Origin of the sequence: Planktotalea sp., assembly GCF_965659345.1 — a bacterium.
GTDB lineage: Bacteria > Pseudomonadota > Alphaproteobacteria > Rhodobacterales > Rhodobacteraceae > Planktotalea.
Map to the genome: position 1 here is coordinate 1 of NZ_CBFHVK010000037.1, position 9,608 is coordinate 9,608.

A 9,608-nucleotide genomic window follows, 5' to 3' on the forward strand; every position below is an offset into this window, starting at 1 on the left:
GTTCTCGGGTCACGGGCTGCAACAATCCCCCGCTATGGGGCGCGGCACAGCTGAGATCATGGTGCACGGTGCCTACAAAACGCTCGACATGACACAGTTCCACTTTGATCGCATCCCAGCGGGCCGCAAGATCATTGAAAAGGCGATCATCTGATGAAGCTGGCAAAGAACGCATTTACCCACGGCCTTGCTGCTGGCGAAAAGCAGGTGGGTCTTTGGATCAGCCTGTGCAGCAATTTCGTGGCCGAAGTCACTGCCCCAGCCGGCTATGATTGGGCGCTCATTGATATGGAGCACAGCCCCAACGATTACTTCAGCGTTTTGGGCCAGTTACAGGCTTTTGCTTCTAGTGACACCACGGCCATTGCCAGGGTCGAATGGAATGACACGGTCGCCGTGAAGCGCCTTCTTGATCTGGGCGCACCTGGCATTTTGTTCCCGATGATCCAGTCGGTGGAAGAGGCCAAGCGCGCCGTCGCCGCCACGCGCTATCCCCCACACGGGGTGCGCGGCGTGTCCGGTGCCACGCGTGCCACAAAGTTTGGACGCGTGACCGACTACACTGCGCGTATCGAAGATGAGACCACGGTTCTGCTGCAACTGGAAACACGCGCCGCCGTTGAGCAGGCCGAAGCCATTGCAGATGTGGAGGGGGTCAGTGGGATATTCTTTGGCCCCGCTGACATCGCAGCCGACATCGGCAAGCTTGGCAAGCCGATGGACCCAGATGTCTGGGCGTTAATCAAACCTGCCGCGCAAAAGCTGATTGCAAAGGGCATTCCTGTTGGCACACTGGTGCTAGACCCCGCTTTCGCAACCGAACTGCTGAACGAGGGCTTTTCCTTTGTCGCCTGCGGCACCGACGCGAGCCTTCTGGCGAAAGCGTCGGATCACTTGCTCGCCTCAGTCAAAGGCGGCCTGTCGTGAAGTTCGCGTCGTCCCGTCTTGAACCGGTCAAACCCTCGGCCTCTGCTTGGGTCAGCCAAGCCGCCAAGGACGCGAAAGCGCGTGGCGAGGATGTGATCGACCTTGGGTTGGGTGAGCCTGATTTCGACACGCCGTCCCATATTGTTGAGGCCGCGCACCAAGCCGCCTTGCGCGGCGAGACACGATATCCACCGACGGGTGGCACGCTGGAGATGCGGCAAGCCGTCGTCGACAAACTCGCCCGTGAAAATGCGCTGAGCTATGCCGCCGATGAGGTGATCGTTTCCAACGGTGCCAAACAGGTGCTGTTCAATGCGATGATGGCCACGCTGGAAGATGGTGACGAAGTCCTAATGTGCGCGCCGTATTTTGGTCAGTACAAAGACATCGTGCTGATCCTTGGCGGGCAAGCCGTGGCGCTGAAATGCCCCGCCGAGAACGGCTTTCGGTTGACCCCGGCACAGCTTGAAGCCGCGATCACCCCCAAGACACGCTGGATCATGTTGAACCTGCCGTCAAACCCTGCAGGGGCCGTCTATTCCGACACCGACCTTCGCGAACTCGGCGCAGTGCTCGAACGGCATCCGAATGTGTTGATCCTGTCTGATGAAATCTACGAACACATCTTGTTTGATGGTAGGACGTTCTTGTCTTTTGCAGCTGCCAACCCGTCCCTGAAGGACAGAACATTGACGGTGAATGGCGTGTCAAAGGCTTATGCGATGACAGGTTGGCGCATAGGTTATGGTGCGGGACCAAAGCCGCTGATTGCCGCGATGACCAAGGTGCAAAGCCAGATTTGCTCAGGGGCCTGTGCCATAGCCCAAGCAGCGGCAGCAGCGGCTTTGAACGGGCCGCAGGATGATGTGCGTCGTTTTTGCGCCGCGTTTGAGGAACGCCGTGATCTGGTTGTGGATCGGATTGCAAAGATAGACGGCCTCACGCTCGATCCACCAGGCGGGGCCTTTTATGGGCTGATTGGATGTGGCGATCTGATCGGCGCGCAAACCGAAGAAGGCGAGACGCTGTCGGGTGATGCGGACGTCACAGCCTACATTCTGAAAGATGCAGGTATCGCCGCCGTGCCGGGCAGCGCCTACGAGCTGTCGCCGTTCTTCCGCATCTCAACTGCGGCCTCAATGGATGTCCTTGGGGAAGCGATGGACCGCATCGCTACCTCTGTTGCCAAACTCAAAAGAAAGACCTGACAGATGAAAAAACTTGTTCTTACCGGTGCCGCTGGCCGTCTTGGGTCCTACCTGCGCGAGCCGATGTCGAAAATGTGTGATGAGCTGGTCTCGACCGATATCGTCGATGACATCGGCACACTCTATGACGGTGAAACCTATGCCAAGGGAGATCTGGCAAGCCTGGAAGACATGATGCGTGTTCTCGAAGGCGCAGAAATGGTCGTGCATATGGGTGCATATGCCGACGAAGGTCCGTTTGAAAAGCTGCTTGGGCCGAACTTTGTCGGGGCCTACAACATTTGGGAAGCGGCCTACCAGCGCGGGTTGAAACGCGTGGTCTACGGCAGCTCTATCCACGCGGTTGGTATGCATCCCAAGAACAAATTCATCGGCACTGACGTGCGCCACCGCCCCGATACATTTTATGGTTTGGCCAAGTGTTTCGGCGAAGACCTCGGGTCGATGTATTGGGATAAACGCGGGCTGGAAAGTGTGCACATGCGCATTCTGTCTTGCGCCCAAGTGACCAACGCGCGCGCGCTTGGCTCATGGTTGTCGTATGATGATCTGATCCAACTGGTGCAGCGGAGCATCGAGACACCAACGACTGGCTTCTCAGTTGTTTACGGAGTGTCTAATAATGACCGAGCCCCTGTCGACAATGCCAAAGCCAGTTTCCTAGGCTACCGTCCCAACGACAACGCCGAGCAGTTTGCCCAGGCCATTCTGGCCGAGACAGAGCCAATGGACAGCCACGACCCCGGCAACATGTGCCATGGTGGACCATTCGCCGCCGTCGCGCTTGGCAATAGCGGTGTCGCCACGATGAATATCGTCGACGACACCAAGAAAACCTAAAAGGAGACCAAAGATGTCTGACGTAAAAGTAGCACTGATCACCGCCGGCGGGTCCGGCATGGGCGCAGATAGCGCGCGCGCATTGGCCGCTGATGGGTTCAAGGTTGGCATCCTGTCGTCGTCTGGCAAAGGCGAGGCATTGGCGAAAGAGCTTGGCGGTGTTGGTGTAACTGGCACAAATAAGTCCGAGGCTGATCTGCAAAAACTTGTCGATGCCGCGATGGATCACTGGGGCCGCATCGACGTGCTGGTGAACTCCGCAGGCCACGGCCCGCGCGCGCCTGTGTTGGAGCTAACCGACGAGGATTGGCATGAGGGCATGGAAGTCTATTTTCTAAACGCTGTGCGTCCCTCACGTTTGGTGACGCCGATCATGCAAAAGCAGGGTGGCGGCGCGATCATCAACATTTCGACCTTCGCGGCATTCGAACCCAATCCCGTTTTCCCTACATCAGGCGTCATGCGCGCTGGCCTTGCCGCGTTCAGCAAGCTCTTTGCTGACAAATACGCAGCTGAGAACATCCGCATGAATAACGTACTCCCCGGCTTCATCGACAGCCTCCCCGAAAAGGAAGAATTCCGTTCCATGATACCGATGGGCCGCTACGGCAATTCGCTGAATGAGATCGCCAGCGTGGTCGCATTCCTTGCCTCCGAAGGTGGTGCTTACATCACGGGGCAGAACATCCGTGTAGACGGCGGTATCACGCGCTCCGTTTGACAAAAGACGACAACAAGGGTTTTGACATGACACACACGCTCTTTTCACCGCTCAAGATCAACGGTGTCACGTTTAAGAACCGTATTGGGATGTCGCCGATGTGCCAGTACAGCTCAACCGGTGGCGTGGCGAGCGATTGGCACATGGTGCACTTGGGCGCGCGCGCTGTGGGTGGCGTAGGGTTCATCATGGCAGAATGCACCGCCGTATCAGCGACTGGACGCATATCGACGGGATGCGCTGGTCTTTGGAATGAAGCGCAGGTAGCAGCGCTCAAACCCGTTGTCGCATTCCAAAAGCAATTTGGAGTGGTGACAGGCAGCCAAATTTCGCACTCCGGCCGCAAGGGAAGCGCTGCAACAGCTTTGAACGGGGGCAGCCATCTTGATGCAGATGATCCCCATGGATGGGAAACTGTTGGCCCAACATCTGACGCGTTTGACCCCGATGGCACACGTCTGTGGAAAGCGCCGCGCGCGCTGTCAGGGGATGAAATCTTGGAAATCCAAGATCAGTTTGTCCATTCAGCCAAGCTGGCCCTAGAGGTCGGGTATGACCTGTTAGAAGTACATTGCGCACACGGATATCTGCTGCATTCCTTCCTGACACCATTGGTGAACACCCGCGATGATGCATACGGCGGCGATTTGCGCGGGCGTGCTCGGTTCCTGTTGGAAACAGTTGAAAAGGTCCGCGCGGTTTGGCCGACTGAAAAAGTGCTATCGGTCCGGTTATCGGTTGATGATTTCGCGGCCAGGGGACTGACGTTAGCTGATACAGCGCAAGTGGGGCTTTGGCTTAAAGGCCTTGGCGTCGATATCTTGGATTGTTCCGGCGGCGGCGCAGTCCCCGAAGCGCGCGGCGCGATAGGCAACCGTACCGCCGAGCAGCCCGATATGGCGGGAGTGATCCGCGAGGCGACAGGGCTTCCGGTTATGGCCGTGGGGGGCATCACCGATCCTGCGCTTGCGGATGAATTGGTCAGATCATCAAAGGCCGACATCGTTCTATTGGGCCGCGAGATGATGCGTGACCCGCATTGGGCATTCAACGCAGCAAAGAAGCTGGGCGTCGATGCGCGCCATGTTCTTGCAGAGCAATATGGTTTCTTCGTCGGCGCGTCATAGCAGGCGACCAGAGACCTTGGTCACTCAGCATTTCGTGCAAGATGTGCGTCCAGCGCCGCGATACCTTCATCAAGGTTTGGACGCCCAAACCCGAGCCTCAGACGATCTGTTGGTGTCTCCCCCAAGTCGGAGGAATAAATTGTGCTTGGCAGGAACAAGACGCGGCTTTCCTCTACGAGCGATTTGCAGAATGCGTCGGTCCTCCAATTCATGAACCCTGAAAAGAACTCGAATGACCGGTTTTCCTGCCGCATGGCGGCATTGGAATTTACGCTCACGCGGCATTTTTCGCGCTGCGAGCGCGTGCAGCGTAAAAATCAGATTCACACAATGGGCTCACTGCCGCCATTAGATCGGTCGCAGCATTTTGTCTGACAGGTGGCACGGCTGTCATCAGAGACGGCCCTAAGCGGTCGCCCTACCAATTGGTCAGATGCTGCAGCTGCAATCCGCATTGCTGTCATTCGCTGCAAGCGCAAGATCGTTGTTGGCGCGAACCAAAGGGTCGCGGCCAAATCACAATACGAAAGTTCTCACATTGAGCAAAAAAGAAGCTTACCGGGCTTTGTTTTAGTCGGGTTCCCTTGGCTCAAGGTTGATGTCAGTCACTTCTTGCAAGTCATGGACCTGGGTCTTCAATTTCATGAGGATACCGCCTAGCGCTTTGATTTCCGTGGGCGTAAGGCAGGCTCTCAATTTCTTTTCCCGCCATCCTGTGAATTTTACGATGGTCTCAAAGGTATCCTGCCCACTCGATGAAAGCGAAACGGTGCTGCGTCGCCGGTCATTGGGATCGCCTTTCCGCGCAACCAACCCTCGGCGTTCCAGTCGCGAAATCGCCCGGCTGGTGCCCCCGCGATCCATTGCAATGCTGTCAGCGACTTGATTGATGCTTTGGTTTTGGCCATTTCCAAGGATCTGAATGACCCGCCATTCGGACATATCAAGGCCAAGGGGGCGTGCGCTGTTTTGATGCGCGTGCTGGCTAATTTTCCCGCTGAGGGAAAACAACAGAACCGGCAACAGAGAGAAGACGTCTTTGGTCTTAGTATTGTTTGACATAGCTCTCCCTTACGGATTTTATGTGAACATTCAATAGTTGATTTGTCACGCATTTAACTGTAGCAATGCAAAATGAACACGTTATTTTCTACATGCAACGTCCCAAGCATCAAAGACAGAGACGCCTCAGGTGATCGGCTTCTTGCTGCTTTACAGGAACTGGTGCCAGACTTGCGCGCCTCGGCCCAGAGTGCAGAGCAATCGGGCCGCATTCCCGCAGAGACGATAAAGGCACTAGAGGACGCGATGGCGTTTCGCGCCGTTGTCCCGAAGCGCTATGATGGCCTTGAACTGCCCTACCCATACATCCCTCAGATATTCCGCATTCTGGGGCGGGGCTGTACCTCAACAGCATGGTGCATGGGATTTTTAGTCTATCACAATTTCCAGTTTGGACATTTCCCGCGCGCGGCGCAGGACGATGTCTGGGGTGGCCGCGGATATACGATGGCACCTGGACAAGTCATGCCGTCAGGCAAAGCCAAACAAGTCGAGGGCGGGTTCGAAGTTTCTGGCCATTGGGGATATGCAACGGGGGTTCACCATGGCGATTGGATGCTCTTGAGTGCGCCAACGGAGATGTTGAGCGGCGAAACCGAGATGCGCCGCTTCTTTGTGCCGGTCGAGAACTGCAATGTCCTGGAGACCTGGACCGTTGTGGCGATGAAGGCTACGGGCAGTGATGACATCACGCTCAAGGATGAATTAGTCCCTGAGCACCGCTCTATGCTGGTGTCTGATTTGCGCAATGGAACTGGCGAGGGCCTTGCGCACAACAGCAACCCGCTTTGGCGCATGCCTCTGTTGAGCTTCATGGTGTTGGGCGCAGTCGGCCCATTTGTCGGCGCAGCAGAGGCGCTATTGGAAATCGTTACGGATGTGATGAAAACCAAGGTCGGCGCATATTCCGGTGAAAAGCAAGCGTCTTTGATGTCGCAAAACATCCGGATTGCGCGTCTTTCTATGGAGTTAGACTCCACGATCCGTCTTTGGGAAGGGCATACCGAAGATGTTTGGGATCAAGTGGTTGCAGCAGAAACCATAACGGCCGAACGCCGCCAGGAAATCCGCGCTGTCACCTCCCATGTCGCGAGAACATGCACTTCGATCTGTGCGGAACTTGCTGGGTGTGTCGGGTCGCGGAGCTATTATGTAGACAACCCAATCCAACGGTTCCATCGAGATATCTCAAGTCTCTCAACGCATGCGTTGTTTGAGTATGATAATATGGCAAACTTGTATGGCTCCGTCAGATTGGGCGGCGAATTGTCGCCAAATGCTATGATTTAGGGGCGCTGACCAAATGCGCATAACCAATACCGGCCTGTTGTTTGATGACCCCAACCGCTCGACCCCCGGGTATATCGTAATATGCCCGGTCGATGATGGACGCACGTTCCTTTTGGCACCAGACGGGTCAGTGGCGCATGAATGGGACACCGGCCACGGGATGACGAACTGGAGCTACCTGCTCCCCAATGGCAATCTGTTTCGCAATGAACGCGTGGCAGAGCCGAAAGGCGTTGCTCTGACGGTCAGCGGGCGGATGAGCGAATATGATCCGGCTGGAAATCTGCTCTGGCGGCATGATGATCCCTATCAGCATCACGATGCTCGCAGATTGGAAAACGGCGCTATCTTTGCAGCATTCACCGAATTGTCAGAGGTCGAAAAATCGCAGATTCAAGGCGGTTATCCCGGTTCTGAAACGCCGGGCGGCCCTTATGGTGAAGCAATCCGGCAAGTTGATGAGAATGGCACTCTGGTTTGGGAGTGGCATTTCACCAACTTGGGGATGGAGACGCATCCATTGCACCCGAACTCGAACAAGTGGAGCTATGGGCATACTAACACGGTGTATCCCCTGGATGATGGCACCTATCTGATCAGTTCCAAGAACCTGAATTTGCTGTTTATTCTTGACCCTAAAACGAACGCGGTCACTTGGGAATTCCAGGACAACGGCATGAGCGGGCAGCATGACGCGCAAATGCTTGAGAACGGAAATATCCTGATCTTTGCCAATGGCGCTTATTCGCAAGATCTGCATCACAGCGAAGTGTGGGAGATCGATCCCACGACCAAAGAGGTTGTTTGGAAATATGTGGCCAAAGATGACTTCACTTCGTTCTTTTCTCCGCACATGGGTGGAGCGCAGCGACTGCCATCTGGCAACACGCTGATCTGCGAGGGCAACAAGGGCTGCTTGTTCGAAGTCACGCCCGAAGAAGATGTCGTGCGCGAATTTGTCAGCCCGCACATGGTGCAATCACCGCAGTTTGGTCAGATCAACTGGCTGTTCCGCTGCCGCTGGTATGCGCCAGAATCACCTGAAATTATGGCCCTTAGCCAATCCGTAACCCTGTAGGACGTGACGATGCCAAAAGATGCCATTCAGAACGAAGACACCGGCGCACCAATCTGCGACATCGACTTTTTCGGTGATGAATACGTTATAGACCCCGTGAAAGCGTACCACCAGATGCTCGAAAAAGGGCCAGTGGTGTGGCTGCCACAAAACAACCTGCATGCTATTGTGGGATTTGAGGCGCTGACCACCTCCTTGCGCAACCATCGGGTTTTCCGATCCGGCAAAGGTGTGTCGATCAACGAAAAGATCAATGAATTTCTGATCGGCAGTACGCTGAATTCCGACCCCCCCGACCATGATGAGACTCGCGCTATCACCTTTGGCCCGCTGACCCCACGCGCTTTGGCAGAGGCCCGCCAACGCATTGAAACGGAAGCCAAGGCCATCGCCGACAAGGTTGTCGAGATGCAGGAATTCGACGCGGTCAAAGATCTGGCAACGCATCTGCCCCTGACAATTGTGCGCGATCTGGTCGGATTGGGCGACTATGGCAAGGAAAAGATGCTGGATTGGGCCGGTGCTTCATTTCAGCTGATGGGGGATCCTCGCGAGCGCCGCGAAGTCTCGATCGAAAAGATGGGCGAACTTGCAAAGTTCCTGAACGATCCGGATATGCTGGGTGCGCTGAAACAGGATGGCTGGGCGCGGCGCGCAACTCGGCTTGCAATGGAGGCAGGGATCGAAGAAAAACGCGCCATTGCCTTGATGCGGGACTACATCGCGCCAAGCTTGGATACGACGATTTCGGCGATCAGCTTTGGCTTGATGTTATTTGCTAAGCACCCGGATCAATGGACAAAGCTGCGTGCGGATCGATCCTTAGTGCGCAACGCGATTGAGGAAATCGTGCGGCTCAATACGCCGATCAAGACACTGTCACGATGGGTCGAGGAAGACATCGACATTGGCGACGTAACTTTGAAAAAAGACAACCGCGTAATGATGATGTTTGGCGCGGCGAACCGTGATCCTGCGCAGTTCGAGGATCCGGATACATTCGATATCGAACGCAGCACACGCGGGCATGTGGGTTTTGGACACGGCAAACACGCCTGTCTCGGCATGCATCTGGCCCGCTTAGAAATGACCAGCCTGTTCAATGCCCTGGCGGACCGGATCGAACGGTTCGAGATTAATGGCGTAAAGGAACAGGCAATCATCAGTGTGATTTTCAGTCTAGAAAGATTGCCCATGCGGATTGCGAGTTAAGATAGTATTGAATGTGCTCGTTACTTGGAAAATCAATTAATAAAATACCTTGTTGCAGGGTCACAGAAGCTACCGGCATGGAACAGGGCGAGCCAAACTGGATGTAGGTCTCGAAAAGGACTGCGTTTCAATCTTCGCGAAAA

At 55.4% G+C, this 9,608-nt stretch carries 10 protein-coding genes and 1 pseudogene; 9 read left to right on the forward strand and 2 right to left on the reverse strand.

The genetic code is table 11. From position 1 onward, the window contains the following. The 6 genes and pseudogenes from ACTG3Z_RS17085 to ACTG3Z_RS17110 form a co-directional block, all read left to right on the forward strand. Positions 1–154 (forward strand): annotated as a pseudogene (locus ACTG3Z_RS17085) (FAD-dependent oxidoreductase); the annotation flags it as partial. Further along, positions 154–927 (forward strand): HpcH/HpaI aldolase family protein, encoded by a 774-nt coding sequence (locus ACTG3Z_RS17090; protein WP_439144213.1) that lies wholly within the window; start codon positions 154–156, stop codon positions 925–927. The pseudogene ACTG3Z_RS17085 and the gene ACTG3Z_RS17090, both read left to right, overlap by 1 nt. Further along, the gene (locus ACTG3Z_RS17095; RefSeq protein ID WP_439144214.1) at positions 924–2,135 is read left to right on the forward strand and encodes a pyridoxal phosphate-dependent aminotransferase; all 1,212 of its coding nucleotides are present in this window, start codon (positions 924–926) and stop codon (positions 2,133–2,135) included. The genes ACTG3Z_RS17090 and ACTG3Z_RS17095 overlap by 4 nt, the downstream gene beginning before the upstream one ends. A 3-nt stretch (positions 2,136–2,138) precedes the next feature. Continuing rightward, the gene (locus tag ACTG3Z_RS17100) at positions 2,139–2,975 is read left to right on the forward strand and encodes an NAD-dependent epimerase/dehydratase family protein (RefSeq protein WP_439144215.1); all 837 of its coding nucleotides are present in this window, start codon (positions 2,139–2,141) and stop codon (positions 2,973–2,975) included. A gap of 13 nt (positions 2,976–2,988) precedes the next feature. Then, complete coding sequence (locus ACTG3Z_RS17105) at positions 2,989–3,696, forward strand: SDR family oxidoreductase (protein ID WP_439144216.1); 708 nt, start codon at positions 2,989–2,991, stop codon at positions 3,694–3,696. 26 nt (positions 3,697–3,722) lie between these two features. Then, positions 3,723–4,823 carry an NADH:flavin oxidoreductase/NADH oxidase gene (locus ACTG3Z_RS17110; RefSeq protein WP_439144217.1) on the forward strand — a complete coding sequence of 367 codons (1,101 nt, stop codon included), beginning with the start codon at positions 3,723–3,725 and terminating at the stop codon, positions 4,821–4,823. Positions 4,824–4,843: 20 nt separating this feature from the next. Here the strand turns inward: ACTG3Z_RS17110 and ACTG3Z_RS17115 are convergent, their stop codons facing one another. Both ACTG3Z_RS17115 and ACTG3Z_RS17120 read right to left on the reverse strand, forming a co-directional pair. Then, positions 4,844–5,035 carry a hypothetical protein gene (locus ACTG3Z_RS17115; protein WP_439144218.1) on the reverse strand — a complete coding sequence of 64 codons (192 nt, stop codon included), beginning with the start codon at positions 5,033–5,035 and terminating at the stop codon, positions 4,844–4,846. A 358-nt stretch (positions 5,036–5,393) separates the two neighbouring features. Beyond that, entirely contained in the window at positions 5,394–5,885 is a 492-nt protein-coding gene (locus tag ACTG3Z_RS17120; RefSeq protein ID WP_375267097.1) for a MarR family winged helix-turn-helix transcriptional regulator, read from the reverse strand. Between the two features lie 72 nt (positions 5,886–5,957). Here ACTG3Z_RS17120 and ACTG3Z_RS17125 point away from each other — a divergent pair, with 72 nt between their 5' ends. From ACTG3Z_RS17125 to ACTG3Z_RS17135, 3 genes are read left to right on the forward strand one after another with little or no spacing between them, the layout of a single operon-like run. After that, a complete protein-coding gene (locus ACTG3Z_RS17125; protein ID WP_375267096.1) occupies positions 5,958–7,175 on the forward strand; it encodes a hypothetical protein in 1,218 nt (405 codons plus the stop codon). Positions 7,176–7,188: 13 nt separating this feature from the next. Next, entirely contained in the window at positions 7,189–8,253 is a 1,065-nt protein-coding gene (locus tag ACTG3Z_RS17130) for an arylsulfotransferase family protein (protein ID WP_439144219.1), read from the forward strand. 9 nt (positions 8,254–8,262) lie between these two features. Next, positions 8,263–9,465 carry a cytochrome P450 gene (locus ACTG3Z_RS17135; RefSeq protein ID WP_375267094.1) on the forward strand — a complete coding sequence of 401 codons (1,203 nt, stop codon included), beginning with the start codon at positions 8,263–8,265 and terminating at the stop codon, positions 9,463–9,465. Positions 9,466–9,608: the final 143 nt, after the last annotated feature.

Coding starts and splice junctions, on each gene's coding strand:
- ACTG3Z_RS17090 (WP_439144213.1), top strand. CDS start 154: ATGAAGCTGGCAAAGAACGCATTTACCCACGGCCTTGCTGCTGGCGAA.
- ACTG3Z_RS17100 (WP_439144215.1), top strand. CDS start 2,139: ATGAAAAAACTTGTTCTTACCGGTGCCGCTGGCCGTCTTGGGTCCTAC.
- ACTG3Z_RS17105 (WP_439144216.1), top strand. CDS start 2,989: ATGTCTGACGTAAAAGTAGCACTGATCACCGCCGGCGGGTCCGGCATG.
- ACTG3Z_RS17110 (WP_439144217.1), top strand. CDS start 3,723: ATGACACACACGCTCTTTTCACCGCTCAAGATCAACGGTGTCACGTTT.
- ACTG3Z_RS17115 (WP_439144218.1), bottom strand. CDS start 5,035: ATGAATTGGAGGACCGACGCATTCTGCAAATCGCTCGTAGAGGAAAGC.
- ACTG3Z_RS17120 (WP_375267097.1), bottom strand. CDS start 5,885: ATGTCAAACAATACTAAGACCAAAGACGTCTTCTCTCTGTTGCCGGTT.
- ACTG3Z_RS17125 (WP_375267096.1), top strand. CDS start 5,958: ATGAACACGTTATTTTCTACATGCAACGTCCCAAGCATCAAAGACAGA.
- ACTG3Z_RS17130 (WP_439144219.1), top strand. CDS start 7,189: ATGCGCATAACCAATACCGGCCTGTTGTTTGATGACCCCAACCGCTCG.
- ACTG3Z_RS17135 (WP_375267094.1), top strand. CDS start 8,263: ATGCCAAAAGATGCCATTCAGAACGAAGACACCGGCGCACCAATCTGC.